The organism is Pseudomonas fluorescens NCIMB 11764 (genome assembly GCF_000293885.2).
Taxonomy (GTDB): Bacteria; Pseudomonadota; Gammaproteobacteria; order Pseudomonadales; family Pseudomonadaceae; genus Aquipseudomonas; species Aquipseudomonas fluorescens_B.
The window spans coordinates 1228231-1255000 of record NZ_CP010945.1 but is presented as its reverse complement, the minus strand read 5'-3'; the positions used below and the strand labels follow the sequence as shown (position 1 = coordinate 1255000).

The 26770-nt window shown below is 58.4% G+C and carries 31 protein-coding genes; 20 read left to right on the top strand and 11 right to left on the bottom strand.

What is annotated here, in order from left to right; all coding sequences use genetic code 11:
• Positions 1-97 precede the first annotated feature (97 nt).
• Together B723_RS05795 and B723_RS05790 are read right to left on the bottom strand one after the other, a co-directional pair.
• The gene (locus B723_RS05795; RefSeq protein ID WP_017335810.1) at positions 98-1318 is read right to left on the bottom strand and encodes a CaiB/BaiF CoA transferase family protein; all 1221 of its coding nucleotides are present in this window, start codon (positions 1316-1318) and stop codon (positions 98-100) included.
• Positions 1319-1331: 13 nt separating this feature from the next.
• Entirely contained in the window at positions 1332-2513 is a 1182-nt protein-coding gene (locus B723_RS05790) for an acyl-CoA dehydrogenase (protein WP_017335809.1), read from the bottom strand.
• A 157-nt stretch (positions 2514-2670) separates the two neighbouring features.
• Here B723_RS05790 and B723_RS05785 point away from each other — a divergent pair, with 157 nt between their 5' ends.
• The 11 genes from B723_RS05785 (at position 2671) to B723_RS05740 (ending at position 12761) form a co-directional block, all read left to right on the top strand.
• Entirely contained in the window at positions 2671-3570 is a 900-nt protein-coding gene (locus tag B723_RS05785; RefSeq protein WP_017335808.1) for a LysR family transcriptional regulator, read from the top strand.
• 435 nt (positions 3571-4005) lie between these two features.
• Entirely contained in the window at positions 4006-5127 is a 1122-nt protein-coding gene (locus B723_RS05780) for a Re/Si-specific NAD(P)(+) transhydrogenase subunit alpha (RefSeq protein WP_017335807.1), read from the top strand.
• A 15-nt stretch (positions 5128-5142) separates the two neighbouring features.
• Complete coding sequence (locus B723_RS05775; RefSeq protein ID WP_017335806.1) at positions 5143-5466, top strand: NAD(P) transhydrogenase subunit alpha; 324 nt, start codon at positions 5143-5145, stop codon at positions 5464-5466.
• Entirely contained in the window at positions 5466-6899 is a 1434-nt protein-coding gene (locus B723_RS05770) for an NAD(P)(+) transhydrogenase (Re/Si-specific) subunit beta (protein ID WP_017335805.1), read from the top strand. Before B723_RS05775 ends, B723_RS05770 begins: the two co-directional genes overlap by 1 nt.
• Positions 6900-7079: 180 nt before the next feature.
• Entirely contained in the window at positions 7080-8573 is a 1494-nt protein-coding gene (locus B723_RS05765; RefSeq protein ID WP_017335804.1) for an acetyl-CoA hydrolase/transferase family protein, read from the top strand.
• A gap of 319 nt (positions 8574-8892) precedes the next feature.
• Positions 8893-9108 carry a DUF1127 domain-containing protein gene (locus tag B723_RS05760; RefSeq protein WP_007947887.1) on the top strand — a complete coding sequence of 72 codons (216 nt, stop codon included), beginning with the start codon at positions 8893-8895 and terminating at the stop codon, positions 9106-9108.
• Positions 9109-9366: 258 nt separating this feature from the next.
• Positions 9367-9576, top strand: a complete 210-nt coding sequence (locus B723_RS31980; protein WP_017335803.1) for a DUF1127 domain-containing protein — start codon at positions 9367-9369, stop codon at positions 9574-9576.
• A gap of 145 nt (positions 9577-9721) precedes the next feature.
• Complete coding sequence (locus B723_RS05755; RefSeq protein WP_017335802.1) at positions 9722-10039, top strand: DUF2388 domain-containing protein; 318 nt, start codon at positions 9722-9724, stop codon at positions 10037-10039.
• A 107-nt stretch (positions 10040-10146) separates the two neighbouring features.
• Positions 10147-10455, top strand: a complete 309-nt coding sequence (locus tag B723_RS05750; RefSeq protein WP_017335801.1) for a DUF2388 domain-containing protein — start codon at positions 10147-10149, stop codon at positions 10453-10455.
• Positions 10456-10482: 27 nt separating this feature from the next.
• Positions 10483-10803, top strand: a complete 321-nt coding sequence (locus tag B723_RS05745; protein WP_017335800.1) for a DUF2388 domain-containing protein — start codon at positions 10483-10485, stop codon at positions 10801-10803.
• Entirely contained in the window at positions 10800-12761 is a 1962-nt protein-coding gene (locus B723_RS05740; protein WP_017335799.1) for a DUF4105 domain-containing protein, read from the top strand. The genes B723_RS05745 and B723_RS05740 overlap by 4 nt, the downstream gene beginning before the upstream one ends.
• A gap of 113 nt (positions 12762-12874) precedes the next feature.
• On the opposite strand, the gene B723_RS05735 is transcribed toward B723_RS05740, so the two are convergent.
• The 3 genes from B723_RS05735 to trpB form a co-directional block, all read right to left on the bottom strand.
• The gene (locus B723_RS05735; protein ID WP_017335798.1) at positions 12875-13318 is read right to left on the bottom strand and encodes an anti-virulence regulator CigR family protein; all 444 of its coding nucleotides are present in this window, start codon (positions 13316-13318) and stop codon (positions 12875-12877) included.
• A gap of 121 nt (positions 13319-13439) precedes the next feature.
• Positions 13440-14252, bottom strand: coding sequence for a tryptophan synthase subunit alpha (gene trpA / locus B723_RS05730; protein ID WP_017335797.1), 813 nt, complete (start codon positions 14250-14252; stop codon positions 13440-13442).
• On the bottom strand, positions 14252-15472 hold the full coding sequence (gene trpB, locus B723_RS05725; RefSeq protein ID WP_017335796.1) for a tryptophan synthase subunit beta: 1221 nt from the start codon (positions 15470-15472) through the stop codon (positions 14252-14254). Before trpB ends, trpA begins: the two co-directional genes overlap by 1 nt.
• A 112-nt stretch (positions 15473-15584) precedes the next feature.
• Here trpB and B723_RS05720 point away from each other — a divergent pair, with 112 nt between their 5' ends.
• Entirely contained in the window at positions 15585-16478 is an 894-nt protein-coding gene (locus tag B723_RS05720) for a LysR family transcriptional regulator (RefSeq protein WP_017335795.1), read from the top strand.
• On the opposite strand, the gene B723_RS05715 is transcribed toward B723_RS05720, so the two are convergent.
• The gene (locus tag B723_RS05715) at positions 16475-16801 is read right to left on the bottom strand and encodes a DUF883 family protein (protein WP_008027738.1); all 327 of its coding nucleotides are present in this window, start codon (positions 16799-16801) and stop codon (positions 16475-16477) included. The two genes, B723_RS05720 and B723_RS05715, sit on opposite strands and share 4 nt — an antisense overlap.
• Before the next feature lie 158 nt (positions 16802-16959).
• Here B723_RS05715 and B723_RS05710 point away from each other — a divergent pair, with 158 nt between their 5' ends.
• The 3 genes from B723_RS05710 to B723_RS05695 all read left to right on the top strand — a co-directional run bounded on the left by B723_RS05710 (position 16960) and on the right by B723_RS05695 (position 18854).
• Positions 16960-17175, top strand: coding sequence for a dodecin (locus B723_RS05710; protein WP_010465710.1), 216 nt, complete (start codon positions 16960-16962; stop codon positions 17173-17175).
• Between the two features lie 122 nt (positions 17176-17297).
• On the top strand, positions 17298-17519 hold the full coding sequence (locus B723_RS05705; RefSeq protein ID WP_017335794.1) for a DUF1161 domain-containing protein: 222 nt from the start codon (positions 17298-17300) through the stop codon (positions 17517-17519).
• Between the two features lie 112 nt (positions 17520-17631).
• A protein-coding gene (locus tag B723_RS05695; protein ID WP_416739011.1) for an IS3 family transposase occupies positions 17632-18854 on the top strand; the annotation gives its coding sequence in 2 pieces (ribosomal slippage) (positions 17632-17983 and positions 17983-18854; 1224 coding nt in all).
• Between the two features lie 42 nt (positions 18855-18896).
• Here the strand turns inward: B723_RS05695 and B723_RS05690 are convergent.
• Complete coding sequence (locus B723_RS05690; protein ID WP_008027732.1) at positions 18897-19898, bottom strand: LLM class flavin-dependent oxidoreductase; 1002 nt, start codon at positions 19896-19898, stop codon at positions 18897-18899.
• 244 nt (positions 19899-20142) lie between these two features.
• Here B723_RS05690 and B723_RS05685 point away from each other — a divergent pair, with 244 nt between their 5' ends.
• Both B723_RS05685 and B723_RS05680 read left to right on the top strand, forming a co-directional pair.
• On the top strand, positions 20143-20574 hold the full coding sequence (locus B723_RS05685) for an OsmC family protein (RefSeq protein ID WP_008152515.1): 432 nt from the start codon (positions 20143-20145) through the stop codon (positions 20572-20574).
• A 149-nt stretch (positions 20575-20723) separates the two neighbouring features.
• Positions 20724-20963 carry a DUF1161 domain-containing protein gene (locus tag B723_RS05680; RefSeq protein WP_017341793.1) on the top strand — a complete coding sequence of 80 codons (240 nt, stop codon included), beginning with the start codon at positions 20724-20726 and terminating at the stop codon, positions 20961-20963.
• A 6-nt stretch (positions 20964-20969) separates the two neighbouring features.
• Here B723_RS05680 and B723_RS05675 read toward each other — a convergent pair whose 3' ends face one another.
• Together B723_RS05675 and B723_RS05670 are read right to left on the bottom strand one after the other, a co-directional pair.
• Positions 20970-21392 carry a hypothetical protein gene (locus tag B723_RS05675; RefSeq protein WP_017341792.1) on the bottom strand — a complete coding sequence of 141 codons (423 nt, stop codon included), beginning with the start codon at positions 21390-21392 and terminating at the stop codon, positions 20970-20972.
• A 40-nt stretch (positions 21393-21432) separates the two neighbouring features.
• A complete protein-coding gene (locus tag B723_RS05670; RefSeq protein ID WP_017341791.1) occupies positions 21433-21855 on the bottom strand; it encodes a hypothetical protein in 423 nt (140 codons plus the stop codon).
• A 59-nt stretch (positions 21856-21914) separates the two neighbouring features.
• On the opposite strand from B723_RS05670, the gene B723_RS05665 reads away from it, so the two are divergent.
• Complete coding sequence (locus tag B723_RS05665) at positions 21915-22991, top strand: aminopeptidase (protein ID WP_031319211.1); 1077 nt, start codon at positions 21915-21917, stop codon at positions 22989-22991.
• 118 nt (positions 22992-23109) lie between these two features.
• On the opposite strand, the gene B723_RS05660 is transcribed toward B723_RS05665, so the two are convergent.
• Positions 23110-23760 (bottom strand): HAD family hydrolase, encoded by a 651-nt coding sequence (locus tag B723_RS05660; RefSeq protein WP_017341789.1) that lies wholly within the window; start codon positions 23758-23760, stop codon positions 23110-23112.
• 27 nt (positions 23761-23787) lie between these two features.
• Entirely contained in the window at positions 23788-24333 is a 546-nt protein-coding gene (locus B723_RS05655; RefSeq protein WP_017341788.1) for a gamma carbonic anhydrase family protein, read from the bottom strand.
• Between the two features lie 89 nt (positions 24334-24422).
• On the opposite strand from B723_RS05655, the gene prlC reads away from it, so the two are divergent.
• Both prlC and B723_RS05645 read left to right on the top strand, forming a co-directional pair.
• Positions 24423-26474, top strand: a complete 2052-nt coding sequence (gene prlC / locus B723_RS05650) for an oligopeptidase A (RefSeq protein WP_031319210.1) — start codon at positions 24423-24425, stop codon at positions 26472-26474.
• Positions 26471-26758 carry a YheV family putative zinc ribbon protein gene (locus B723_RS05645; protein WP_017341786.1) on the top strand — a complete coding sequence of 96 codons (288 nt, stop codon included), beginning with the start codon at positions 26471-26473 and terminating at the stop codon, positions 26756-26758. Before prlC ends, B723_RS05645 begins: the two co-directional genes overlap by 4 nt.
• Positions 26759-26770 lie beyond the last annotated feature (12 nt).

Below are 26770 nucleotides of genomic sequence, written 5' to 3'. Positions count from 1 at the left end.
TTTGGCTTTTCTATCAATAACTTGCAGAAAGCCAGGAAACAGCCTGTTTTCCTCTATATAGGAGAGGGAAACCACTCCCTCTATATAGAAGAAATCTTCAGAGCACCCCGGCTTCTTTGAAAGCAGCTACCGCACCAGCGTCCAGACCCAACACTCGCAGCAATACCTCCGACGTATGCTCACCCAGCAAAGGAGGAGCATTGCGGTACTCCACCGGCGTCTCGGACAGGCGAATCGGGCTTGCCACCTGCGGCACCATCCCTGCCAAGGAATGAGGCAGCTCGATCGCCAAACCGCGTGCTTTTACCTGAGGGTCGGCAAACACCTGCGCCAGATCATTGATAGGGCCACACGGCACGCCAGCCTGCTCCAGCTGCGACACCCACTCAGCCGTAGTCTTGAACACCGTAGCCTGGCGGATCAACGGAATCAGCACCGCCCGATTGGCGACCCGCAACGTATTGGTCGCAAAGCGCGGATCATCCGCCCACTGCGGCTGCCCGGCCACTTCAGCAAATTTGCGGAACTGCCCATCATTACCCACAGTGAGGATAAAATCGCCGTCTGCCGTAGGAAAGTCCTGATAGGGCACGATGTTTGGATGCGCATTACCCAGCCGCTTCGGCGCGTTGCCCGTCGTCAGGTAATTCATCGCCTGGTTAGCCAGACAAGCCACCTGAACATCCAGCAGTGCCATATCAATATGCTGGCCGCCGCCGTCATGATCCCTGTGAGCCAGTGCCGCAAGGATTGCCACAGTCGAGTAGAGCCCGGTCAGAATATCCGTCAGCGCCACGCCGACTTTCACCGGCCCCGCCCCCTCATCTCCTTCCGGCCGACCTGTAAGGCTCATCAGGCCGCCCAAGCCCTGGATCATGAAGTCATAACCCGCGCGCTTGGCATATGGGCCGGTCTGACCAAACCCCGTGATCGAGCAGTAAATCAGATTCGGGTTCGCTGCCCTGAGCGACTCATAGTCCAGCCCATAAGCCGCCAGACCACCGACCTTGAAGTTCTCGATCAGGATGTCCGACTTGGCCGCCAGCTCACGCACCAGCTTCTGCCCCTCCGGGCGCGTAAAGTCGATGGTTACGGATTGCTTGTTGCGATTGGCCGACAAGTAATAGGCGGCCTCGCTGGTGTTCTCGCCATAGGCGTCTTTAAGAAACGGAGGGCCCCAGGCGCGCGTATCATCGCCATTACCGGGACGCTCGACCTTGATCACCTCGGCGCCAAGGTCCGCCAGAATCTGCCCGGACCAGGGCCCGGCCAGCACCCGCGATAAATCCAGTACCCGTAGATGCGAAAGCGCGCCCATGGCCGTTCTCCTATTAATAGAACGCCTGGAGGCCGGTCTGCGCACGACCGAGGATCAGCGCGTGGACGTCATGCGTACCCTCATAGGTATTCACCACTTCCAGGTTGACCAGGTGACGGGCCACGCCGAATTCGTCGGAGATGCCGTTACCACCCAGCATGTCCCGCGCCATCCGGGCAATGTCCAGGGACTTGCCGCAGGAGTTGCGCTTCATCATCGAAGTGATCTCCACCGCAGCCGTACCTTCATCTTTCATGCGACCCAGACGCAGGCAGCCTTGCAGCGCCATGGTGATCTCTGTCTGCATGTCGGCCAGCTTCTTCTGGATCAGCTGAGTAGCGGCCAACGGGCGACCGAATTGCTGACGATCCAGGGTGTACTGGCGCGCGGTGTGCCAGCAGAATTCCGCAGCACCCAGGGCGCCCCAGGAAATGCCGTAACGCGCAGAATTGAGGCAAGTGAAAGGGCCTTTCAAGCCACGGACGTCAGGGAAAATGTTCTCTTCAGGGACAAACACGTTGTCCATGACGATCTCGCCCGTGATGGACGCACGCAAGCCGACCTTGCCGTGGATCGCCGGAGCGCTCAGGCCTTTCCAGCCTTTTTCCAGAACGAAGCCACGGATGTCGCCCGCGTCGTCCTTGCCCCAGACCACGAACACGTCGGCGATCGGGCTGTTGGTGATCCACATCTTGCTGCCGGTCAGGCTGTAGCCGCCTTCCACTTTGCGTGCACGAGTAATCATCGAGCCGGGGTCGGAACCATGGTCAGGCTCGGTCAGGCCGAAGCAACCAATCCATTCACCCGTTGCGAGTTTTGGCAGGTACTTCTGCTTTTGGGCTTCAGTACCGAATTCATTGATCGGCACCATCACCAAAGAGGACTGCACGCTCATCATCGAGCGATAACCCGAATCGACGCGCTCGACTTCTCGGGCGATCAAGCCGTAGCTGACGTAGTTCAGGCCGCTGCCGCCATACTGCTCAGGAATGGTTGCACCCAGCAGGCCGACTTCACCCATCTCGCGGAAGATTGCCGGATCGGTTTTCTCATGGCGGAATGCTTCAAGAACACGCGGCGCGAGCTTTTGCTGAGCGAATTGCTCGGCGGTGTCGCGGATCATGCGTTCTTCTTCGGTGAGCTGTTGATCCAGCAGCAGGGGATCAATCCAGTTGAAGCTAGCTTTACCGCCCATGAGTGTGTCCTCTCGTATCGGGTCAAATAACGTGGACTGATCCTAGGCCCGCTTCGGCGTCACCGCAAACGAGGATTTTGCATACTGTTGTGCTAATTTCTCACTCCGAAACGTCGCGAAGCAGCTTTAATGCGATGTATTAGTGAGGTTGACGTACATGCGCAGAAAGATTCCCAGCACCACGGCCCTGATCAGCTTTGAAGCGGCTGCACGCCACGAGAGTTTTACCAAGGCAGCCCAGGAACTTTCACTCACCCAAGGAGCGATTTGCCGACAGATCGCCAGCCTGGAGGAGTTCCTAGGCGTGGAATTGTTCCGACGCTCCCGACGTGGGGTCAAGCTGACGGAAGCAGGACTTTCCTACAGCCGCAGGGTCGCCACCCAGCTGGATGCCGTTGAGCGTGACACGTTGTCGGTCATGGGCCAGCAAGGTGCCAACGTGATCGAGCTGGCGGTTGTGCCGACCTTCGGCACCCAATGGCTGTTGCCAAGACTCAAGGACTTCCAGCAAAAACATCCGGAAGTGACGGTCAACCTCACTAACCGCACCCGCCCCTTCCTGTTTGCCGACACCGATTTCGATGCGGCGATCTATTTTGGTGATGCGGACTGGTCAGGCACTGAATCCCACAGGCTGATGGGCGAAAATCCGATGCCCGTGTGCAGCCCCACCCTACTGGGTAAAAAGACAAACCTTACCCCCACTGAAATTGCCGAACTGCCCCTGCTGCAACAAACCACCCGCCCCTACGCCTGGCGCCAATGGTTCAACTCGCAGAACCTTAATATCCCGCGAGACATGACAGGACCGCGCTACGAGCTATTCTCCATGCTTGCCCAAGCGGCGATGCACGACATGGGGATCGCCTTGATCCCGCCGTTCCTGATTCAGCGCGAACTGGCGGAGAAGCGACTGGTGATTGCGAACACACAGGCACTGTCCAGCATCAAGGCGTATTACTTGATGATTCCTGAGCGAAAGGTCGAATCGGCGTCCTTGAAGGCATTTCGCGACTGGCTAGTTAATCAGGCACAGAGCTACAGCCTAGAGGAATAAAGGCTTACCGGCATTAGCTGACCTCGTAGTCAGCAATTTAAAAGCCCTACAGATATAAGTTTTTGTCGCATATTCGCAGACTGTACCTAGAACCGGTACAAACGTCCCACAAGCGCCTGAAAACGTGGCCTTGAGCCGCTATTCAATGGCAATACCAACCCATTCACCGTGCCGATGTGTAAATTCTTGTATTTCGGCCAGAATCCTTACAAGGCACGGCCTGCAAGGGATTGAACCGGTTGGTTGCGACATTCGGTCACGGGGTGACTTGTAGTTAATTTTCCGTCACCCGTCATAATCCCTTGAAGGGCACAAAGTTCGCCTGCAAAATGCCGCGCCCCGCCCTGATTTGGCGGGATCGTGCTGATCGGCCGCCCCAGCTGCACCATCCGAAGTGCCTGGGTTTAATCAATAAGATCACGCAGGAGATTTGACGTGCACATTGGTGTTCCTCTCGAAACCCAGACGGGTGAAACACGGGTTGCTGCAACCCCGGAAACCATCAAGAAGCTGATCGGCCAAGGTCATAAGGTCACTGTGCAAAGCGGCGCCGGCATTAAGGCCAGTGTTGTCGACAGTGCTTATGAAGCGGCAGGCGCAATTATTGGCAGCGCCAACGATGCGTTTGGTGCCGAGCTGATTCTCAAGGTGGTCGCCCCCAGCGACAGCGAGCTGACGCTGATTAAAAGCGGCACCGTTGTGGTGGGCATGCTCAACCCGTTCAGCAATGAAACCATTGCCAAGCTGGCTGAGTGCGGCATTACCGCCTTCGCACTGGAAGCTGCGCCGCGCACCTCCCGCGCCCAGAGCCTGGATGTGCTGTCCTCACAGGCCAACATCGCCGGTTATAAATCCGTGTTGCTGGCCGCTCACCACTACCCACGCTTCATGCCGATGCTGATGACCGCTGCGGGCACCGTGAAAGCGGCGCGCGTGCTGATTCTCGGCGCGGGTGTAGCCGGCTTGCAGGCAATCGCTACGGCGAAACGTCTGGGTGCGGTGATCGAAGCGTCTGACGTGCGTCCTGCGGTTAAAGAGCAGATCGAATCCCTCGGCGCCAAGTTCGTCGACGTGCCTTACGAGACTGATGAAGAGCGTGAATGCGCCGTCGGTGTTGGCGGTTACGCACGCCCAATGCCTGCGAGCTGGATGCAGCGCCAGGCCCTGGCGGTGCACGAGCGCGCCAAACAGGCTGACATCGTCATCACCACCGCACTGATTCCGGGCCGCAAGGCACCGACGCTGTTGAGTGCGGAAACCGTGGCGCAAATGAAGCCAGGCTCCGTGGTCATCGACCTCGCAGCGGCCCAGGGCGGCAACTGCCCGCTGACCGTGGCGGATCAAGTGGTGGTCGAGAATGGCGTGACCATTTGCGGCCCGACCAACCTGGCCGGTGAAGTCGCGGCAGATGCTTCGGCACTGTATGCGCGCAACCTGCTGGACTTCCTGAAGCTGGTCTTCAACAAAGAAGGCCAGTTCGAAGTGAACCTCGAAGACGACATCGTCGCCGCGTGCCTGATGTGCCGCGACGGCCAAGTCATCCGCAAAAACGCCTAAGCAGGGATTCAGACGATGGAAGAGCTTATCTCCCCCGGTATCTACAACCTGATCATCTTCGTGCTGGCGATTTATGTCGGTTATCACGTGGTCTGGAACGTTACGCCTGCACTGCACACGCCATTGATGGCCGTGACCAACGCCATCTCGGCGATCGTGATCGTCGGCGCCATGCTGGCAGCGGCGCTGACCGTCACGCCTCTGGGCAAGACCATGGGCACCCTGGCGGTGGCTCTGGCAGCGGTGAACGTTTTTGGTGGCTTCCTGGTGACTCGCCGGATGCTTGAGATGTTCAAGAAGAAAGCCCCGAAAGCGGTAAAAGAAGAGGCGTCCAAGTAATGAGCATGAACCTTGTAACGACGCTCTACTTGATCGCGTCCATCTGCTTCATCCAGGCCTTGAAAGGCCTGTCGCACCCGACCACGTCACGGCGCGGCAATCTGTACGGCATGCTCGGCATGGCATTGGCGATCCTCACCACCGTGGGTCTCATCTATAAGCTGGGCGCAGAGCTTGCCACCGCCGGCATCGGTTACGTCATCGTCGGCCTGCTGGTCGGCGGCACGGCCGGTTCGATCATGGCCAAGCGCGTTGAAATGACCAAGATGCCGGAACTGGTCGCCTTCATGCACAGCATGATCGGGATGGCCGCGGTATTCATCGCCATCGCGGCGGTGGTCGAGCCGCAATCGCTGGGCATCGTCAAGCAACTGGGCGATGCGATTCCTGCCGGTAACCGCCTGGAGCTGTTCCTCGGCGCGGCCATCGGTGCAATCACCTTCTCCGGTTCGGTGATCGCGTTCGGCAAGCTCTCGGGCAAGTACAAGTTCCGTCTGTTCCAAGGCGCACCAGTACAGTTCAGCGGCCAACACAAGCTGAACTTGCTGCTGGGTCTGGCAACGCTCGCACTGGGCATCACCTTCATGATGACCGGCAACCTCGGCGCTTTCGCGTTGATGCTGGCCCTGGCCTTCGTGATGGGCGTGCTGATCATCATCCCGATCGGCGGCGCAGACATGCCGGTGGTGGTATCGATGCTCAACAGCTATTCCGGCTGGGCAGCAGCGGGGATCGGTTTCTCGCTGAACAACTCGATGCTGATCATCGCCGGCTCGCTGGTGGGTTCGTCCGGTGCGATCCTCTCGTACATCATGTGCAAGGCGATGAACCGCTCCTTCTTTAATGTGCTGCTCGGTGGTTTCGGCAACACAGCCGAAGCCGGTCCTGCAGGCGCCAAGGAAGCCCGTCCGGTGAAATCCGGCTCGGCTGACGATGCGACCTTCCTGCTGACCAACGCCGATACGGTGATCATCGTTCCGGGTTACGGCCTGGCGGTAGCGCGGGCACAGCACGCACTGAAAGAACTGACCGAGAAGTTGACCCACCGCGGCGTGACCGTGAAGTACGCGATCCATCCGGTTGCTGGTCGGATGCCTGGCCACATGAACGTCTTGCTGGCCGAGGCCGAAGTGCCTTATGACCAGGTGTTCGAGATGGAGGACATCAACTCCGAGTTCGGTCAGGCCGACGTGGTGCTGGTGCTCGGCGCGAACGACGTGGTCAACCCGGCCGCGAAGAACGATCCGAAATCACCGATTGCCGGCATGCCGATTCTTGAAGCGTTCAAAGCCAAGACCATCATCGTCAACAAGCGTTCGATGGCCAGCGGTTATGCCGGCCTGGACAACGAACTGTTCTACCTCGATAAAACCATGATGGTCTTCGGCGACGCCAAAAAGGTCATCGAAGACATGGTCAAAGCCGTCGAGTAAAACCTGCTCCAACGCAATACCCAAAACCTCAGCCTTTAGTAGGCTGGGGTTTTTTTATTCCCCGTGAAACCCGACCAAAGGCTCTAAATCAGGGCTCGGCATTCGACCATGGTAGCGGGACGGATTTTTTTCAAGCCACTAGACTGCACACCTTGCTTCCGTTACCCGAGATAACAACCCATGTACCGTGATCGTATTCGCTTGCCTTCGTTGTTGGATAAGGTGATGAGCGCCGCCGATGCTGCCGCTCTGATTGAGGACGGCATGACCGTCGGCATGAGTGGTTTCACTCGCGCCGGTGAAGCCAAGGCCGTGCCTCACGCATTGGCCGAACGCGCCAAAGTCACCCCGCTGAAAATCACATTGATGACCGGTGCCAGCCTGGGCAACGACCTCGATAAACAGCTCACCGAAGCCGGCGTTCTGTCGCGACGCATGCCATTCCAGGTCGATAGCACTTTGCGCAAGGCAATCAACGCCGGCGAAGTCATGTTCATCGACCAGCACCTCTCGGAAACCGTGGAGCAATTGCGCAACCAGCAGCTGAAGCTGCCGGACATCGCCGTCATCGAGGCCGTGGCAATCACCGAGCAAGGCCACATCGTACCGACCACTTCCGTGGGCAACTCGGCCAGTTTCGCGATTTTTGCCAAACACGTGATCGTCGAGATCAACCTGGCGCACAACCCGAACCTCGAGGGTTTGCACGACATCTATATACCGACGTACCGCCCGACCCGTACGCCGATTCCATTAGTGAAGGTCGATGATCGTATTGGCAGCACCGCCATTCCGATCCCGCCGGAAAAGATCGTCGCGATCGTGATCACCAACCAGTCCGACTCGCCTTCGACCGTGCTGCCACCGGACGTCGACACTCAGGCCATTGCCGACCACCTGATCGACTTCTTCAAGCAGGAAGTGGCGGCCGGGCGAATGACCAACAAACTCGGCCCACTGCAGGCCGGCATTGGCACCATCGCCAACTCCGTGATGTGCGGCCTGATCGACTCGCCGTTCGAAGACCTGACCATGTACTCCGAAGTGTTGCAGGACTCGACCTTCGACCTGATCGACGCCGGCAAGCTGAGTTTTGCCTCAGGCAGTTCGATCACCTTGTCGAGCCGTCGTAATGCCGATGTGTTCGGTAACCTGGAGCGCTACAAGGACAAGCTGGTCCTGCGTCCGCAGGAAATTTCCAACCACCCGGAAGTGGTGCGCCGGCTCGGGATCATTGGCATCAACACCGCGCTGGAGTTTGATCTGTACGGCAACGTCAACTCCACCCACGTCTGTGGCACACGGATGATGAACGGCATTGGCGGTTCGGGCGACTTCGCGCGCAACGCGCATCTGGCGATCTTCGTGACCAAGTCGATCGCCAAGGGCGGCGCGATCTCCAGCGTGGTGCCAATGGTCAGCCATGTCGATCACACAGAGCATGACGTCGACATCCTCGTAACCGAGGTGGGTCTGGCGGACTTGCGTGGCTTGGCCCCAAGGGAACGGGCTCGCGTCATCATCGATAATTGCGTGCACCCGGACTATCGCCAAGCCCTGAATGATTACTTCACCGCCGCCTGTGCACTTGGCGGACACACCCCGCATATCCTGCGTGACGCACTGAGCTGGCACATGAATCTGGAAGAAACCGGGCGGATGCTCGCCGTGTAATTGATACAGATAGCGGCTGACGCAAACACAGTTTCGTCAGCTTGCTACTGTCAGGCAGATAAGTGTTTAAAACTGTACTGCTGTACCGGTCATCTCCTACCGTAATTGCCTACCTTTCCGACCAAAATCCCAATAAATGCACTATATAAGTGCAGATAGGTACAGTTGCCTCAATTTTGACCAGTACACCACTCTTTAACAGTTAACTGGTCCCTCACAATACAGGTGAACTGTATCTAGAGAGACTGGCCAAACGAGAGGATCATTGGCATCAGTTAAACCACTACCTAATCCCGCCACAAGCGGAAGGATGAAAACCATGGAACGTACACTCAGTTCCGATCTGTTCTTCGAAGACACCGCTGCAAAAACCCAGGCTTCCATGCCTCTTCGCGTTATCGCCAACCTGATGCTGTGGCAGCGCCGCATCTCCAGCCGCCACCAACTGGCCCGTCTGGATTCGCGTCTGCTGGCTGATGCCGGGATTAGCGAAGCACAACGCTACGAAGAGCTGAGCAAGCCGTTCTGGCGCTAAGTTAGCGTCGCTGGCTCTGATCCTTAAGATCAACCGCCAGCACCCGAATTGAACAAACAAAACCCGTCGTGGGAAACCGCGACGGGTTTTGTCGTTTTTGGGCCGGAAAATCCCCCCAAACAATAACCCTACCTTTCAACAGGTACAGTTAACACAACAACACAACTGAACCAGTACAATTTCACTTGAGTGTGTCTGTTCCGGGATATCCGGCGGGATCATCATGAGATCCCGACCTGCCCGCAAAAGGACTGCACCATGAATCATCTACTGGAACTTGCCGCTGACACCCCGCAATCGACGCCCCGATTTACCTGGACAAGAAGAATGTTCAGAAGCCTCGCCGACAGCATCGAGAGAGCCAGAACCCGGCGTTTACTGGCGCAACTCAATGGCAGGCAGCTGTCTGACCTGGGCATCAGTCATTCCGATCGTGTCAGGGAACTGGATAAACCGTTCTGGCGCTGAAGTCTCACCTGAACAGACGGGACTGTGCGAACCGCTGTCTACAGGCCTAATATCAATCCAGAACGTGGCGATGACTGCGCGACAGGCGTCTGACTCAACAGATACCGCGCCACCTCTCAATCGGTTCACCCAAAGGAGTTACACCATGTCCCGTCTTCGTCTGCTCAGCGCTGCAGCCCTGCTTGCCGTGGCTGCCAATTCCCACGCCACCAGCTTCATCGTCACCACCGATGCTGTCGTCGGTGCACTCAAGGCCACGTCCGACGCCACTTCCGATGTCACGTCGTCCTTTCGGGATGACAAGATCGTCCGTGCCGCCCGCGATGACGCGGCCAGTTTTGTCGCCAGCGAAGGCGCCATTCGCGGCGTGAAACTGGAAAGCGCACTCGACCACATTCGCCATCAGGCGCCGGGGTTGAATGCAACGGATGCTCAACTGGCTCAGGCTATTCTGACGATCTAAAACGTCATTTCCTCTTGGGACACGCCCAACGTGTCCCAATGTTTCGACGCTGGCTCTAAACCGGGCGTTGCGCTAGCCTTTGGACTCGCTTTCAACTGTCGAGTCCCATGCGTTTTCCTACACATCTACTGATTACACCGGTTTTCATGGCGGCCTGCTGGGCAGGCACGGCCCATGCCTTTGACCTGACGACACAGGGTCTCGTGGCCACAGGCTACGCCACCAGCATGGTGACCTCCGCCCCTTTCGACCGTAAGCTGCTGCTGGCCGCCCGGGATGACGCCGCGTCATTCATTGCCAGTGACGGCCAATTGCGAGGAGCACAACTGGAATCCGCGTTGGTTTACCTGCGTCGGGTCCAGCCAAAACTTCATGCAAGCGATCTTGAACTGGCACAGGCTATTCTCGTCCAATAGTTATCCTTGTTCCTCCGGAGTCGTTCCATGCGTAGCCCGCTGATTGTCGCCACCCTTGGCCTGCTGTTATTGGCCGATCTGGCCCAGGCGCACACCCTGGTAGCCACCAGTAACATCATCATCAACGCCACCCAGCGAACACTCGATTTCACGTCCGACACCACGACGTCGATCCGTGATTCGAAAATCGTTCGTGAAGCCCACGACGATGCGGCCAGTTTCGTCGCCAGTGAGGGTGAAATCCGTGGTGCGCACCTTGAAGCGGCCTTCAACACATTGCGCACCCGCGTACCGGAAGCCCGGGACGCCAGTGACCAGGTACTCGCCGAAGCCATCCTCGCACTGTGAGGTCGATAAGTGCCTGGCTCCTGGCCGGGGTCGTGTTGCTGCTCGGCAATACGGCCCAGGCCGGCCTGCAATTACATCTCAAGACAGAAGGTTTGAGCCCTGCGGAACAACAGGCCAGCCAGGCGCTGCTTGATGAAGCCATGCAGGCGCTACCGCCGCGGTTCATCGAACAACTCGACCGGCGCATCGACGTCGGCTGGACCGATGACATGCCGAGCAACGCCTACGGCCAGGCATCGCTGGTATCCGAGCTCGACCTCAACCGCAACCTGCTTGCCAGCCTCACCGATGGCAGCGCTGCAACCAAAAAGACTTATCGTCCTCACGGCACCGTCCGCCGCGAAATGCTGGCCACGGTGCTGCACGAACTTACCCACATCTATGACCGCTCGCGTTTTTGGCCAGCTGCCGAACGCACGCTGATCCAACGCTGCACCCGACGTAACAACAGTTCCGGACTGGTCGGCATTCCGGATGAATGCCGTGGCCAATCTTCCCGACGCTTTACCCTTAGCGATGACCCGCGTCTGCTCGACCTCGCGGGCTGGCCGCAATACGTCGGCCGTCGCGGCGAACGCGAACAGAACAATCGACAGATCGCCCGCAGCCCGGATATTTACGAAACGAGCAGTCCCAAAGAGTTCGTCGCGGTCAACATGGAGTACTTCCTCCTCGACCCGAGCTACGCTTGTCGCCGTCCTGCGCTGTACCGCTACTACAAAGAACATTTCGGCTGGGCACCTGCCGCCAAAGATACTTGCGGCAAATCCTTCGCCTTCCTCAACGCCGGCAACGATTTCGCAAAACAACCCCTGGGCCAGGTCGACCCGGAACGGGTGTATGCCGTGGACTATCTGTTGGCCGAAGCCAACCAGAACTGGGTCAGCCGCTGGGGCCACAGCATGTTGCGCCTGGTGATCTGCGCACCGGGCCGGCCACGCGGGCCGGATTGCCGGCTGGATCTGGATCAGCACCTGGTGTTGTCCTACCGGGCCTTCGTGGGTGACGTACAGCTGTCGAGCTGGGACGGATTGGTCGGCAAGTACCCGTCGCGCCTGTTCGTCCTGCCGCTGGCCCAAGTGATCGACGAGTACACCAAGACCGAATTGCGCAGCCTCGCCTCGGTGCCGCTGAATTTGTCGCGCAACGAGATTGAAGACGTGGTGGAACACGCCGCCGAGATGCACTGGAGCTACGACGGCAATTACTTCTTCCTGTCCAACAACTGTGCGGTGGAAGGCCTGAAGTTGCTACGCAGCGGCACCAACAACGCAAAGCTGGTCGGGCTGGACAACATCATGCCCAACGGCTTGCTGGAAGTGCTCAAGGGACGCGGACTGGCGGATACCAGCGTGCTGGATGATCCTCGCGAAGCGCTGCGGCTTGGTTATCGCTTCGACTCTTTCCGTGATCGTTATCAAGCGATGTTCGAAGTGCTGAAGAAGCACTTGCCGATCAAACAGGACAAGGTCGAAGACTGGCTGGCATTGAAGGCCGAAGAGCGCCGCAAATGGATTGATCAGGCTGACCTGCGCACCAGCGCGGCGTTGCTGTTGCTGGAGCAGGCCGCGTTCCGACAACAACTGGTGCTGGCTCAGGACGAAGTGAAACAACGCTACCTGGGCGCTAGGGAGTTGAAGAACGGCGGCATGGACAAAGCCAACGCGACGTTGCAGCAGATCCTCGCCAACAGCGGCTTCCTTAGCCGTCCGGCGGAGCTGCTCGGCACTGGCGGTTATGGATTGCCGCAGCCCAGCGAATGGCAACGCCTGGAGTCGGAAAGCAGCCTGCGGCAGAAACAGCTTCAGGCATTGACCGGCGATCTGGACAAAGAAGTGAGAGCGTTGCTCGAACCGAGCCGAGCCGCAGAGATGGCCGCCAACGAAGCCAACCTGAAACAGGTTGGCGAACATTTGCGGAAACTGCATAAAGCATCGGGTGGGTTGGAGTTGCCGTGAACTTCAAAAGATCTCATCCTTCGGCAGCTCCTACACGGGATTGCGATCCTGTGTAGGAGCTGCCAAAGGCTGCGATCTTTTTTGGCATTACGCAAAAGCGCGTCCCTCCAGCACTACAAAACCCCTTCCAGAATTTCATAGACGATGCCGGTACCCACCGCGATCAGCACAATGTCGCCACCCGCGCGCCGCCATTCGTAACCCGGGTAATACGGCAGTCGGCTCAACGCGCGATGATCCAGACGCTCTCCGTAATAACCGCGCGGCAAAGGCCGACCACGTACGAGATGAATGCCGGGAGGCGGCGGCGCGCCGCGTACGAAATAGCCATGATTGTCACGGATCGTCTGACGCACCGGGCCAAAGTCCCGTGGCGGAGGGCCGCCGCGATGGTTGTCCTGCGGGCCGCGATGATCATCGCCGTGGTTGTCGTAATGGCCTTGTTGCTGGCCGCCGCGGTCGTGATCGTCGCGCTGATCGGCGCTGGCGTGCAGCAAAGGGGTGGCACTGAGCATCAGTACGCCCAGGCTGGCAATCAGACGTTTCGGCATTTTCATCAGGTCTTTCCTCACTGCACCTACAGCAAAAAGGGCTTCAGAACGTAGTCCTGAAGCCCTCGGTCTTGCTGTTTAGTCTGTGCCGCGAGGCTCTAATTCCTCTGTATCAGGAACTTTACCTTCAGCTGACGCGGGCCTTACGCACGCCATCGGCCAGCGCCGAGCAAAGACTCAATACGCCATCAATCGCCTGTTCTGGCGTCGATGCATTAGCGATGTGATCGATCAACGCCGAACCCACCACGACACCGTCGGCTAGACGCGCGATAGACGCCGCTTGCTCGGGTGTACGAATACCGAAACCGATGCTGATCGGCAGATCAGTGTGGCGACGCAGACGCGCAACCGCTTCTTCAACGTGCTCCAGCGTCGCCGCGCCGGCACCGGTCACACCGGCCACAGACACGTAGTAGACGAAACCGGAGCTGCCGTTCAGGACTGTCGGCAGGCGTACATCGTCGGTTGTCGGGGTGGTCAGACGAATGAAGTCCAGACCAGCAGCCTGGGCGGGTTCGCACAGTTCACCGTTATGCTCGGGCGGCAGGTCGACCACGATCAGACCATCCACGCCGGCCTCTTTGGCGTCAGCGATGAAACGTGGCACGCCGTACATGTGGATCGGGTTGAAGTAACCCATCAGCACCAGTGGCGTATCACTGTTGCCTTCACGGAACTCGCGCACCATTTGCAGGGTTTTCGCCAGGTTCTGTTTGGCACCCAGGGCACGAATGTTGGCCAGCTGGATTGCCGGGCCGTCGGCCATAGGATCGGTGAAGGGCATGCCCAGCTCGATCACGTCGGCGCCAGCACCGGGCAAGCCTTTGAGGATCGCCAGGGACGTGTCATAGCTCGGGTCGCCGGCGGTGACGAAGGTCACCAGGGCGGCCCGGTTTTGTTCCTTGAGTTCGGCAAAACGCGTTTGCAGGCGGCTCATCAGTGTTTCTCCTGCTTTGATTGTTCCATGTGGTGCATCACGGTTTGCATGTCTTTATCGCCACGGCCGGACAGGTTGACCACCATCAGGTGATCTTTAGGCAGGGTCGGTGCACGTTTGAACACTTCGGCCAAGGCATGGGCGCTTTCCAGTGCCGGAATAATCCCTTCAAGACGGCAGCATTTATGGAATGCGTCGAGGGCCTCGTGATCGGTCACCGAGGTGTATTGAACGCGACCGATGTCATGCAACCAGGCGTGTTCCGGGCCGATGCCTGGATAGTCGAGGCCGGCGGAGATCGAATGCGCATCGATGATCTGGCCGTCGTCATCCTGCAGCAGGAAGGTACGGTTGCCGTGCAGTACGCCCGGTACGCCGCCATTCAGGCTGGCCGCGTGCTTGCCGGTTTCGATACCGTAACCGGCCGCTTCGACACCGATGATCTCGACGCTCTTGTCATCAAGGAACGGGTGGAACAGGCCCATGGCGTTGGAGCCACCGCCGATGCACGCCACCAGGCTGTCCGGCAGACGGCCTTCCTGGGCTTGCAGTTGATCACGGGTTTCCTTGCCGATAACGGACTGGAAGTCGCGGACCATGGCTGGGTAAGGGTGCGGACCGGCCACGGTGCCGATCAGGTAAAAAGTGCTGTCGACGTTGGTCACCCAGTCACGCAGCGCTTCGTTCATCGCATCTTTCAGGGTGCCGGTGCCGGCGACCACCGGAATCACTTCGGCGCCCAGCAGTTTCATGCGGAATACGTTGGCTTGCTGGCGCTCGATGTCGGTGGTGCCCATGTAGATCACGCAGTCGAGGCCAAAACGCGCGGCCACGGTGGCGGTCGCCACGCCGTGCATGCCGGCGCCGGTTTCGGCGATGATGCGTTTCTTGCCCATGCGCCGGGCCAGCAGGATCTGCCCGATGCAGTTGTTGATCTTGTGCGCGCCAGTGTGGTTCAGCTCTTCACGCTTCAGATAAATCTTCGCGCCACCGCAGAACTCGGTCAGGCGTTCGGCGTAATACAGCGGGCTCGGACGTCCGACGTAGTCGCGCTGGAAGTAGGCCAATTCCTCTTTGAATGCCGGATCTTCCTTGGCCGCTTCATATTCGCGAGCCAGATCGAGGATCAACGGCATCAGGGTTTCGGCGACGTAGCGGCCACCGAACGAGCCGAACAGGCCGTTGGCGTCGGGGCCGTTGCGCAGATTAGTCTGGGTCATGGGTCGCTCCAGTTGAATGCGTGAGATGACAATGGAGTCAACTCTACCCCTGACGCCTCAGCCTGAAAACCGATAAGATCGCCACAACCTGTCAGGAAAACTCACAGATCCCATGAGCCACGATCTTCCCCCGCTGAACGCGCTTCGCGCATTCGAAGCCACTGCCCGCCTGAACAGCGTCAGTCAGGCTGCCGAGCAACTGCACGTCACCCATGGCGCAGTCAGCCGACAATTGAAAGTGCTGGAAGCGCATCTCGGCGTGAGTCTGTTCATCAAGGATGGTCGCGGCCTTAAACTCACAGATGCCGGTGTGCGCTTACGCGATGCAAGCGCTGAAGCCTTCGAGCGATTGCGCACGGTCTGCGCTGAACTGACCCAAAGCACCGCCGACGCCCCGTTCGTGCTCGGCTGTTCGGGAAGTCTGCTCGCGCGCTGGTTTATCCCGCGGTTGGGCCGGTTGAATGCTGATCTACCGGACTTGCGCCTGCACCTGTCTGCCGGAGAAGGCGATCTCGATCCCCGTCGTCCGGGGCTGGACGCTTTGCTGGTGTTCGCCGAGCCGCCATGGCCTGCGGACATGCAGGTTTACGAATTGGCCAGCGAACGCATCGGCCCGGTCATGAGTCCACGCTTCGCCGGTTACGAACGGCTTCAACAGGCGCCGGCCAGCGCATTGCTCAGCGAGCCGTTGCTGCACACCACTTCACGCCCGCAGGCATGGCCAAGCTGGGCGCAGCAAAGCGGCCTCGACGGCAAAGCGTTGAAGTACGGGCAGGGTTTCGAGCATTTGTATTATTTGCTGGAGGCGGCAGTGGCCGGGCTGGGCGTGGCGATTGCCCCTGAACCGCTGGTGGCCGAAGACTTGAAGGCCGGTCGCCTGGTTGCGCCCTGGGGCTTCAGTGAAACCCCGGCGCAACTGGCGTTGTGGCTACCCAAGCGCGCAGCGGACGGACGCGCTCGGCAACTGGCGCAGTGGCTCAAAAACGAACTGCGCCAAGCAGATTAATCGCCGCGTTTGCACAGCAGGTAAGCCGCGAGCAGACCCAGCGCACCTACAGCGACACCGGCTGTAGTCCAAGGATGTTCCTGGGCGTAGTCCCGAGTGGCAATCCCGGTTTCACGGGTTTTGACTTTGACTTCTTCGTACGCATCGCTGAGCAGATGACGCGAATGCTTCAGGGCGCTCTCGGCGTTGGCTTTCAAGGCCTTGAGGGTTTTACGCGACTCGTCCGAGGCGTCGTCCTTCAGGTTTTCCAAAGACTTCAGCAGACTCTCGATCTCGGCTTCCATGCTTTGCAATGAGGCTTTACGTAAAGAGGTGTTGGCCATGGTGGCTCTCCTGCATTGGTGATGAGTGGCGTGTGTTGGTTGGGACTCCAGGGGTTCGAGAAAGTGCAGTAAATCTGAACTTCTGCGTGGAAGTAGCCGACAGAAGTAATAGGAAAAATCACTGCTAGGCTGTATTTCATACCCCAAGGAGAACGCCCATGACTGACCATCACACTTACAAGAAAGTCGAGCTTGTCGGCTCATCCACCAGTAGCATTGAAGACGCCATCAACAACGCACTGGCCGAAGCCAACAAGAGCATCAAGCACCTGGAATGGTTTGAAGTGACCGAAACCCGCGGGCACATCAAGGACGGCAAGGCTGCACACTTCCAGGTAACGCTCAAAGTCGGGTTCCGGATTGCCAGCAGCTGAGTTTGAGCGAGTCTTCTGAACTTGCGCGCTGGCCGAGTGCCATACGGAATGGCAAAGCGCTACATGAGTGCATCCGGCTGATGGCTGGATGCTCCCTTTGATCCGACCAGAGAGTGCGACCGATGAAGATGTTTATGTTGGCGGTAGGTTTGTTGAGCCTCGCGGGTACAGCGTTTGCTGACGGCAAGCCATGTGAAGAGCTGAAAGCCGAAATTGCAGCGAAGCTCGATGCCCAAGGCGTTTCTGGCTACTCACTGGAAATCGTTGATAAAGGCACGTCCACTGACGGAAAAGTCGTCGGCACCTGTGAGAAAGGTTCCAAGGAAATCGTCTACAAGCGGTAGATGGATTCCGTCGATAACGAAAAAAGCCGACGCGATTGCGTCGGCTTTTTTGTGCGCTGTGTCCCGTCCTGAATAAGGTTTACACCTTCTGACTTCTTTTCAGGAAGGTGCAATGGATACGGGCACGAAGCGCAGTCAGCGTGATTACACACTGGCTTTTAAATTATCGGTTGTCCACCAGGTCGAAAAAGGCGAGTTGAGTTATAAAGAGGCTCAGCGGCGCTATGGGATTCAGGGTCGGTCGACGGTGCTGGTTTGGTTACGCAAACATGGTCGCCAGGACTGGAGCCAAGGCGCCTCCATTCGTTCCCAGAGGATCAGACCTATGGACGAGCCAACCTTGCCACTGACTCCCGAGCAAAGAATCAAAGAACTCGAAGAACAACTGGCGCTGGCAACTCAGAAAGCCCAATTCTTTGAAGCCGTGGTCGATGTTCTGAAAAATGACTACGGCGTATCTGTCGTAAAAAAGCGACCCGGCAAGTCGTTGCGCAAACCCAAACCCTGAGTGTCAGCAGGGCTTGCCAATTTATGGGAATAAGCCGTCAGGCCTATTACAAACGCAACCGGGTCTACAGGGCTCGGGCCGACCAGGATCAGCAGCTCATAACGTTTGTAGAGAAGGTCCGTGTTCGCCAACCGTGCATCGGCACTCGCAAGCTGCATTCGATGATGCATGAGCAGCGTGAGCAACAGGAGCTCCATGTTGGCCGGGATCGTTTGTTCGCGGTTTTGCGGGAAAGCCGCCAGTTGGTCCGCAGAAAACGGGCGTATCACAAGACGACCGACAGCCATCATCGCTTCCGCCGACACCCCAATCTGCTGAAACCAAGCCCGGAACAAATAGTCGCTACCGGCCCAGAACAGGTCTGGGTGGCCGATATTACGTACCTGCCTACCCGTGATGGCGTTGCCTATTTGAGTTTAGTGACGGATGTCTTTTCGAGAAAAATAGTCGGCTATCACGTGCATGAAAGTCTGCACACCGACTCCGTGGTGCAAGCCTTTCGAATGGCTTTGAAGCGACGTCGAAGCGTTCAGAAACTAGTCCATCACTCGGATCGAGGCGCCCAGTACTGCTCGGCCCTTTATCAAGAAATGCACGCAAAGCATGGCATCACTTGCTCGATGACCGACGGCTACGACTGCTACCAAAACGCCTTGGCAGAGCGGGTCAACGGCATCTTGAAAACAGAGTTCTTGATCCACCGACCTGCGGATTTTGCGCAGGCCACACAGATGGTGCGAGAGGCCGTCACGATCTACAACCAGGAGCGGCCGCACCTCTCTTTAAAATACAAAACGCCCGATGCGGTGCATCGGGCGTTAGGGTGAAACAGGTGTAAACCTATTTCAGGACTAGACACTGCTTGCGTGTCAGCCTTTCATGACCTGCGCCAGCAGCTCGTAGGAATGCACGCGATCGGCATGTTCGTACAGGTCGCAGGTAAAAATCAGCTCGTCCGCCTGGGTCTGCTCAATCAACACGTCCAGTTTGGCGCGGATTTTCTGCGGGCTGCCGACCATCGCCAGCCCCAGGAAATCATGGACCGCGTCTTTCTCATGGGGCAGCCACAGGCCGTCCATGGTTTTCACCGGCGGACGTTGCACCAGGCTTTGGCCACGCATCAGTGCGAGGATGCGCTGATAGACCGACGTTGCCAGATATTCGGCCTGCTCGTCGGTGTCAGCCGCTACCAGCGGAACACCCAGCATCACATAAGGCTTATCCAATACCGCCGAAGGCTTGAAGTGATTGCGATAGACCCGAATCGCCTCATGCATGAAACGCGGTGCGAAATGGGAAGCGAAGGCGTAGGGCAAACCGCGCTCACCCGCCAGCTGTGCACTGAACAAGCTTGAGCCCAGCAACCAGACCGGGACATTGGTGCCCGTGCCCGGCATAGCAATGATCCGTTGATCCGGTGTGCGTGGGCCGAGGTAACGCACCAGCTCCGCCACATCTTCAGGGAAATCGTCCGCACTGCCGGAGCGCTCACGGCGCAAGGCGCGGGCGGTCATCTGATCGGAACCGGGGGCGCGGCCCAGACCGAGGTCGATCCGGCCCGGATACAGGCTTTCGAGCGTGCCGAACTGCTCGGCAATCACCAGCGGCGCGTGGTTGGGCAACATCACGCCACCGGAGCCGACCCGAATGGTGGACGTGCCGCCGGCCAGATACCCAAGCAGCACCGAGGTCGCCGAACTGGCGATGCCATCCATGTTGTGGTGCTCGGCGACCCAGAAACGGTTGTAGCCGAATTTTTCGACGTGCTGCGCCAGGTCCAGAGAGTTACGCAGGGACTGGGCTGCGCTGCCATTCTCGCGCACGGGCACAAGGTCAAGGGTCGAGAATTTGATGTCGGACAGTCGTTTCATAAACCTGCTTCTCCAAATTGAGGACGCAGGTTTTTTCTTGTAAACGAAAACCTGCCGAATCCATAAGCGTGTTTCATGCAATGAGGGCATATACCCGAGTTTCAATAGCCAAGGCAAAAAATCCTACGTAAACGGTAGGATTTATGAGATCAGGTGAACTTTGCACCACCGTCTATCCTCAGAACCCTAGCAACCGAAAACCACGAAGGCGCGACGCTTCGCGCTGGATCCTGAGGAGGCAGACATGGCTATTACCAAGAAAGCATCGGCGCATTGGGAAGGTGATCTGAAAACCGGCATCGGCTCGATTTCCACGGAAACCGGTGTTCTCAGAGAAGCGCCCTACGGCTTCAAGGCTCGTTTCGAGGGCGGCAAGGGCACTAATCCGGAAGAGCTGATCGGCGCGGCCCACGCCGGTTGTTTCTCCATGGCATTTTCTATGATTCTCGGCGATGCCGGTCTCAAGGCTGACAGCATCGATACCAATGCCGAGGTCACGCTGGACCAAGTGGACGGCGGGTTCGCGATCACGGCGGTGAAATTGATCCTCAAGGCGAAAATTCCTGGCGCGACCCAGGCGCAGTTCGAGGAGCTGAGCAATAAAGCCAAAGAAGGCTGCCCGGTGTCCAAAGTGCTGAATGCGAAGATCAGTCTGGATGCCACACTGGTCAGCTAGATCCGCGTTGTCGCGATAAGTGATCGCAGCCTTCGACAGGCTGCGATTTTTTTGCGCTGAAACAAAACCCGGCTGGCGTGACTGTGGTCGAATAAATGACAGCAGCGAAAACGCATCAACCTGCGTGCTGCCTCAAAGGAGCTTCAACCATGAAACGTTTTGCCTTGGCAATTATCTGTGGTGTGCTTACGACCTCAGCGTTTGCAGCGCCCAAAGATTGCGAAGAACTCAAGAATGAGATCGAAGTGAAGATTCAGGCAAATGCCGTGCCCTCCTACACGCTGGAAATCGTGTCGAAGGAAGAAGCCGACAAGCATGACGCCGCGATGGTCGTCGGCACGTGCGACTACGGTAGAAAAGCCATCATCTACCAGAAAAACGAGCGCTGATACGCTTCACATGAGGCAATAGGACTCTCGGTCTTCAGCGACGATTTCGCGCTTGGCGTTATACAACCGAGCGCCGGGCGTGAACGCTATCGAGCGGCCTTCCAGCACATAACGCTGGCCTGCTTCGAAATGCTCGTAGCGGATGGTCAGGTAGCACAGCCGCTCCGTAGGACCATTCATCACACCCAAGCCCCCGCCACCGGGCACTTCAAAGTCGAAACGAACGACCAGCTCATGGCTGCCGGGCGTCACCTGGAAGAAACGCCCATCGCGCAATCGCTGCTTGTCCAGTCGCTCCGCCATCAGCAACTTATCGTTGGGGAATGGCGTCGAGAATTCGACCCACGCCATCTGTGGATTGACCGCCGGCAACGGGCTCTGGCAACCGGCGATGGCGCCTGCCGCGAGCAATAGTAACAACCTGCGCATGATGAATGTCCAGAGGATTGGTCATTCATCATAGCGCTGATCAAGTGCGTTGGCAGCCTGCCGGTGTGCCCTGGCCTATCACTTTTCGCTGTTGGTCGTAGAGCTTGGCCCACGGCCGAAAACCGATATTCCCTGCTTGCAGCTGATATTTCTCACCCGCATGGAAGCCGTTGAATTTCACATTCAGCTGGCAATCGCGCCACAGCGGCTCGGCGTCAGGCCCGATGTTGCTCGGCTCGACCGGGAATTGATAACGCACCGTCAACTCATGGCTGCCGGGTTGCACCTCAAAATAGCGCTTGTCGGTGGAGGCCTTGTCATCGACTTCCAGCGCTTGCAACGCGGTGTCTTGTTGCTGCGTATGGAGATCGATCCACGCTTGAGCGGGATCAGGGTGGGGTAATCCGAATCCTGCACAGCCTGTCAGCATCAACAGGCCTCCCGTCAGCATCATCTTGCGCATAGCGGAGCTCCAGTCAGGCGGGATAGTCTTGCGGGCAGACTCTCCAGGGAGATTTTATTTTGATCAGGCCGCTTCCAAGCCTTGGGTTACTTGATCGCGTTTTGCGCGTTTTGTTTCCGGGTGTGTTGTTTTTGTTGCTCAACGGCTGCGCAAGCTTCAGCTATTACGGCCAATTGGCCAGTGGTCAGCTGCAATTGCTGCGGGCTCGGGAAGCGGTTACCGAGGTGATTGCCGACCCTGCTCGCGATCAGAAGCTGCGTGCGCATCTGGCCCAGTCGCAAAAGGCAAGAACGTTCGCCAGCCAGCATCTGCATCTGCCGGATAACCAGAGCTACCGCTTGTACGCTGACATTGGCCGACCGTTCGTAGTCTGGAACGTGTTCGCCACGCCGGAATTTTCCCTCACACCGCAAAACCATTGTTTCCCCATCGCCGGTTGCGTGGCCTATCGCGGCTATTACAGCCAGAGCGCGGCCCGTGGCGAGGCAGCATTGCTGCGACTGCAAGGTATGGACGTGTCGATCGGCGGTGTCGAGGCCTATTCGACGCTCGGCTGGTTCAACGATCCGATCATCAGTTCGATGATGGGTTGGGGCGATGAGCGGTTGGCGACCTTGATCTTCCATGAGTTGGCGCATCAGCGTTTTTATGTGAAGGACGACACCGAGTTCAACGAGTCTTTCGCCACGTTCGTGGAACAGGAAGGCACTCGGCAGTGGCGTGCCCATCGCGGGTTGGCGCCGGACAATGGCGCCCTGGCGCAGCGGCGGGATCAGTTTATTCAGTTGGTGCTGGACACTCGTACGCGGCTTGAACAGCTATACGCACAGCCGCTGGCCAGCGAGCTGATGCGTCAACGCAAAGCAGCCGAGTTCGAGCGGTTGCGCACCGAATACCGGCAGTTACGCGATAGCCAATGGACGGGTGACAAACGCTACGACGCCTGGATCAACGCACCGATGAACAACGCCCGGTTGTTGCCGTTTGGTTTGTACGACCAATGGGTACCGGCGTTTGCGGCGTTGTTCAGGCAAGTGGATGGGGATTGGGTGAAGTTTTATGCAGCGGTAGAGAAGCTGGGTGCATTGCCAGTTGGTGAGCGTAAGACAGCGCTAAAAAAACTGACGGGCAAGTAATTCTGTGGCGAGGGAGCTTGCTCCCGTTCGGCGGCGAAGCCGTCGCAGTGGCGTTCTTGCCGATCCTGGGGCCGCTACGCGACCCAACGGGCGCAAGCACCCTCGCCACATTTGAGTGTCAGTGCCGCAAAAACGCCTGGTGCATCTCATCCAGCGTTTCAAAGTGATACGCCGGCGCTTCTGCGCTCAACTCTTCCCGGCTGCCAAAACCATAACCCACCGCCGCGGCATCCAGTCCGTTGCTGCGCGCGCCGATGAGGTCGTGTTTGCGGTCGCCGATCATCAGGGTGTTCGCCGGGTCCAGGTTTTCTTCGGCCATCAGGTGGGCAATCAGCTCGACCTTGTTGGTCCGCGTGCCATCCAGTTCGCTGCCGTAAATGACTTTGAAGTGTTTGGCGAAGTCGAAGTGCCGGGCGATTTCCCGGGCGAAGACCCACGGCTTGGAGGTCGCGATGTACAGCTGGCGCCCTTGCCCTCCGAGGGTTTCCAGCAGCGGCTTAACGCCATCGAATACGCGGTTTTCATACAGGCCGGTAACCTTGAAGCGCTCGCGATAGAAATTCACCGCCTCCCAGGCTTTGGGTTCGTCGAAGTCGTAGAACTGCATGAACGCCTGCAACAACGGCGGGCCGATGAAATGTTCGAGTCGGGTCAGGTCGGGCTCGTCAATTCCCAGCTTGCTCAGGGCGAACTGGATTGAGCGGGTGATGCCCTCGCGCGGATCGGTCAGGGTGCCATCGAGGTCGAACAAAATGGTTTGGTAATGCATGTTGAATCCTGAATATGGGCGTCGAGGTCAGATCTGGTCGTAGCCTTCAGCCAGATGCAGATCCTTGAGCTTCACGTAATTCGCCGCGCTGTAGGTGAAAAAGGCTCGTTCCTTGTCAGTCAGCGGACGGATCTGTTTCACCGGGCTGCCGACATACAGAAAGCCGCTGGACAGGCGTTTGCCCGGCGGAACCAGGCTGCCGGCGCCGATGATCACATCGTCTTCGACCACAGCGCCGTCCATGACGATGCTGCCCATGCCAATCAGCACCCGACTGCCCACGCTGCATCCGTGAAGCATGACTTTGTGCGCGATGGTCACGTCATCACCGATCAAACACGCAAAGCCATCAGGGTTGAACGGCCCGGCGTGGGTGATGTGCAGCACGCAGCCGTCCTGCACGCTGGTGCGTGCGCCAATACGGATGCGGTGCATGTCGCCACGGATCACCGTCAGCGGCCAAACGGAGCTGTCATCGCCGATTTCGACGTCGCCGATCACCACCGCCGAACTGTCGACAAAAGCGCCTTTGCCCAGCAGTGGCGTGTGGTTCTGATACTTGCGAAGGGTCACGATAGGGTTTCTCTCTGTTGCCGATAGCTGCGGTGAGCGTCGATTGTAATTAAGATGGCGGCATGTTTCTTCCAGCCAAGGTGCCAACCGTGAGCGTGAACAACCCTCTTCTGCAGTCCTACGACCTGCCTCCGTTCTCGGCGATCCGTGCCGAACACGTGCAACCGGCCATTGAACAGATCCTGGCTGACAACCGCGCCGCGATTATCGATATCCTCAAAACCCAGGGCAAACAACCGACCTGGGCCGGCCTGGTGCTGGCGATGGACGAACTCAACGATCGTCTGGGCGCTGCCTGGAGCCCGGTCAGCCACCTGAATGCCGTGTGCAACAGCGCCGAATTGCGCGAAGCCTACGAATCCTGCCTGCCCGCCCTGAGTGCCTACTCTACCGAGCTGGGCCAGAACCGCGAATTGTTCGAGGCCTTCGAAGCCTTGGCCAGCAGCCCGGAAGCCGCCGGTTTCGACGTGGCGCAAAAAACTATCCTGGAACACTCCCTGCGTGACTTCCGTCTGTCGGGTATTGATCTGCCAGAAGCCGAGCAACAGCGTTACGCCCAAGTGCAAAGCAAATTGTCAGAGCTGGGCAGCCGCTTCTCCAACCAGCTGCTCGATGCGACCCAAGCCTGGACCAAGCACGTTACCGACGAAGCGGCCCTCGCCGGCCTGACCGATTCGGCCAAGGCGCAAATGGCCGCAGCTGCCCAGGCCAAGGGGCTGGAAGGCTTCCTGATCACCCTGGAATTCCCGAGCTACTACGCGGTGATGACCTACGCACACGACCGAGCCCTCCGCGAAGAAGTCTACGCCGCCTACTGTACCCGTGCGTCGGACCAAGGCCCGAATGCCGGTCAGAACGATAACGGCCCGGTGATGGAAGAAATTCTCGACCTGCGTCAGGAGCTGGCAAAACTCTTGGGCTTCGCCAGCTTCTCGGAGCTGAGCCTGGCCACCAAAATGGCCGAATCCAGCGATCAGGTGCTGAGTTTCCTGCGCGACCTCGCCAAACGCAGCAAGCCGTTCGCCGTCCAGGATCTGGAACAGCTCAAGGCCTATGCTGCCGAACAAGGCTGCCCGGACCTGCAAAGCTGGGACAGCGGTTTCTACGGTGAAAAACTCCGCGAACAACGTTACAGCGTTGCCCAGGAAGCCCTGCGCGCCTACTTCCCGATTGATAAAGTGTTGAGCGGCCTGTTCGCCATCGTTCAACGTCTGTACGGCATCGAAATCGCCGAGCAAAAAGGCTTCGACACCTGGCACCCGGACGTTCGCCTGTTCGAGATCAAGGAAAATGGCCAGCATGTCGGCCGCTTCTTCTTCGACCTTTACGCCCGCGCCAACAAGCGCGGCGGCGCCTGGATGGACGGCGCCCGCGACCGTCGCCGCACCGCTGAAGGCGCACTGCAAAACCCGGTGGCCAATCTGGTGTGCAACTTCACACCGGCCGACAGCGGCAAGCCTGCGTTGCTGACCCACGACGAAGTGACCACCCTGTTCCACGAATTCGGTCACGGCCTGCATCACCTGTTGACCCGCGTCGAACACGCGGGCGTCTCCGGCATCAACGGCGTGGCGTGGGATGCGGTCGAGCTGCCAAGTCAGTTCATGGAAAACTGGTGCTGGGAGCCGGAAGGCCTGGCGCTGATTTCCGGTCATTACGAAACCGGTGAGCCACTGCCCCAGGATCTGCTGGAAAAAATGCTCGCGGCGAAGAACTTCCAGTCCGGCCTGATGATGGTGCGCCAGCTGGAATTCTCGTTGTTCGACTTCGAACTGCATGCCACCCACGGCGATGGCCGCAGCGTGCTGCAAGTGCTCGAAGGCGTGCGCGACGAGGTCTCGGTCATGCGCCCGCCGGCTTACAATCGCTTCCCGAACAGCTTCGCCCACATCTTCGCTGGCGGCTACGCGGCGGGTTACTACAGCTACAAATGGGCAGAAGTGCTGTCCGCCGACGCGTTCTCGAAGTTCGAAGAGGACGGCGTGCTCAATGCCGAAACCGGTCGCGCCTTCCGCGAAGCGATCCTGGCCCGCGGCGGTTCTCAGGAACCGATGGTGCTGTTCGTCGACTTCCGTGGCCGTGCGCCGTCGATTGACGCACTCTTGCGCCACAGCGGCCTGAGTGAGGACGCAGCAGCATGAGTGAGGCGCCTGTGAAGACGAAAAAACGCTTCATCGCCGGGGCGGTCTGCCCGGCGTGCAGCGAGCCGGACAAGTTGATGATGTGGAACGAAGACGACGTCCCGCACCGCGAGTGCGTGGCCTGCGGGTATTCAGACACGTTGAATGAACAAGGCCTGTCCGTCCCCAAGGAATTGGGAACGCGGGTTAATGTTTCGGCGCTGAAGGTACCGGACGCCAAGGTTCAGGCCGTACAGTTTTTCCCGAACCCGAAGCTGAAGAAAAAGCCTGACGAACAGCACTGAGTCCAGTGATCA

Excerpts from the sequence above, each read along its gene's own strand:
- B723_RS05670 (WP_017341791.1), bottom strand. The coding sequence starts at position 21,855 with ATGCGCAAGATGATGCTGACGGGAGGCCTGTTGATGCTGACAGGCTGT.
- B723_RS05705 (WP_017335794.1), top strand. The coding sequence starts at position 17,298 with ATGAAGATGTTTATGTTGGCGGTAGGTTTGTTGAGCCTCGCGGGTACA.
- B723_RS05690 (WP_008027732.1), bottom strand. The coding sequence starts at position 19,898 with ATGAAACGACTGTCCGACATCAAATTCTCGACCCTTGACCTTGTGCCC.
- B723_RS05765 (WP_017335804.1), top strand. The coding sequence starts at position 7,080 with ATGTACCGTGATCGTATTCGCTTGCCTTCGTTGTTGGATAAGGTGATG.
- B723_RS05675 (WP_017341792.1), bottom strand. The coding sequence starts at position 21,392 with ATGCGCAGGTTGTTACTATTGCTCGCGGCAGGCGCCATCGCCGGTTGC.
- trpA (WP_017335797.1), bottom strand. The coding sequence starts at position 14,252 with ATGAGCCGCCTGCAAACGCGTTTTGCCGAACTCAAGGAACAAAACCGG.
- B723_RS05710 (WP_010465710.1), top strand. The coding sequence starts at position 16,960 with ATGACTGACCATCACACTTACAAGAAAGTCGAGCTTGTCGGCTCATCC.
- B723_RS05795 (WP_017335810.1), bottom strand. The coding sequence starts at position 1,318 with ATGGGCGCGCTTTCGCATCTACGGGTACTGGATTTATCGCGGGTGCTG.
- B723_RS05745 (WP_017335800.1), top strand. The coding sequence starts at position 10,483 with ATGCGTAGCCCGCTGATTGTCGCCACCCTTGGCCTGCTGTTATTGGCC.
- B723_RS05685 (WP_008152515.1), top strand. The coding sequence starts at position 20,143 with ATGGCTATTACCAAGAAAGCATCGGCGCATTGGGAAGGTGATCTGAAA.
- B723_RS05760 (WP_007947887.1), top strand. The coding sequence starts at position 8,893 with ATGGAACGTACACTCAGTTCCGATCTGTTCTTCGAAGACACCGCTGCA.
- B723_RS05775 (WP_017335806.1), top strand. The coding sequence starts at position 5,143 with ATGGAAGAGCTTATCTCCCCCGGTATCTACAACCTGATCATCTTCGTG.
- B723_RS05790 (WP_017335809.1), bottom strand. The coding sequence starts at position 2,513 with ATGGGCGGTAAAGCTAGCTTCAACTGGATTGATCCCCTGCTGCTGGAT.
- B723_RS05750 (WP_017335801.1), top strand. The coding sequence starts at position 10,147 with ATGCGTTTTCCTACACATCTACTGATTACACCGGTTTTCATGGCGGCC.
- B723_RS05755 (WP_017335802.1), top strand. The coding sequence starts at position 9,722 with ATGTCCCGTCTTCGTCTGCTCAGCGCTGCAGCCCTGCTTGCCGTGGCT.
- B723_RS31980 (WP_017335803.1), top strand. The coding sequence starts at position 9,367 with ATGAATCATCTACTGGAACTTGCCGCTGACACCCCGCAATCGACGCCC.
- B723_RS05720 (WP_017335795.1), top strand. The coding sequence starts at position 15,585 with ATGAGCCACGATCTTCCCCCGCTGAACGCGCTTCGCGCATTCGAAGCC.
- B723_RS05645 (WP_017341786.1), top strand. The coding sequence starts at position 26,471 with ATGAGTGAGGCGCCTGTGAAGACGAAAAAACGCTTCATCGCCGGGGCG.
- B723_RS05770 (WP_017335805.1), top strand. The coding sequence starts at position 5,466 with ATGAGCATGAACCTTGTAACGACGCTCTACTTGATCGCGTCCATCTGC.
- B723_RS05680 (WP_017341793.1), top strand. The coding sequence starts at position 20,724 with ATGAAACGTTTTGCCTTGGCAATTATCTGTGGTGTGCTTACGACCTCA.
- B723_RS05715 (WP_008027738.1), bottom strand. The coding sequence starts at position 16,801 with ATGGCCAACACCTCTTTACGTAAAGCCTCATTGCAAAGCATGGAAGCC.
- trpB (WP_017335796.1), bottom strand. The coding sequence starts at position 15,472 with ATGACCCAGACTAATCTGCGCAACGGCCCCGACGCCAACGGCCTGTTC.
- B723_RS05785 (WP_017335808.1), top strand. The coding sequence starts at position 2,671 with ATGCGCAGAAAGATTCCCAGCACCACGGCCCTGATCAGCTTTGAAGCG.
- B723_RS05660 (WP_017341789.1), bottom strand. The coding sequence starts at position 23,760 with ATGCATTACCAAACCATTTTGTTCGACCTCGATGGCACCCTGACCGAT.
- B723_RS05735 (WP_017335798.1), bottom strand. The coding sequence starts at position 13,318 with ATGAAAATGCCGAAACGTCTGATTGCCAGCCTGGGCGTACTGATGCTC.